Below are 207 nucleotides of genomic sequence, written 5' to 3' on the forward strand. Positions count from 1 at the left end.
ATAAATATTATGAGAAATCACCATCAAATTCTGTATAAGGTTTCAGAAACCACAATTTCGGGCATCAACCGGGTGGTAAAACTGGACATTGTGGTTGAGGGCAAAGCTATAAATATTATGAGAAATCACCATCAAATTCTGTATAAGGTTTCAGAAACCACAATTTCGGGCATCAACCGGGTGGTAAAACTGGACATTGTGGTTGAG

1 protein-coding gene is annotated in these 207 nt (G+C 38.2%); it reads left to right on the plus strand.

The window, feature by feature from the left end; genetic code table 11:
• Positions 1–9: 9 nt before the first annotated feature.
• Positions 10–207 (plus strand): hypothetical protein (locus BOQ64_RS24380; protein ID WP_228448552.1); only part of this gene is annotated, 198 nt, incomplete at its 3' end.

It is taken from the genome of Chryseobacterium sp. CH25 (assembly GCF_004119455.1).
In the GTDB taxonomy this organism is placed as follows: Bacteria; Bacteroidota; Bacteroidia; order Flavobacteriales; family Weeksellaceae; genus Chryseobacterium.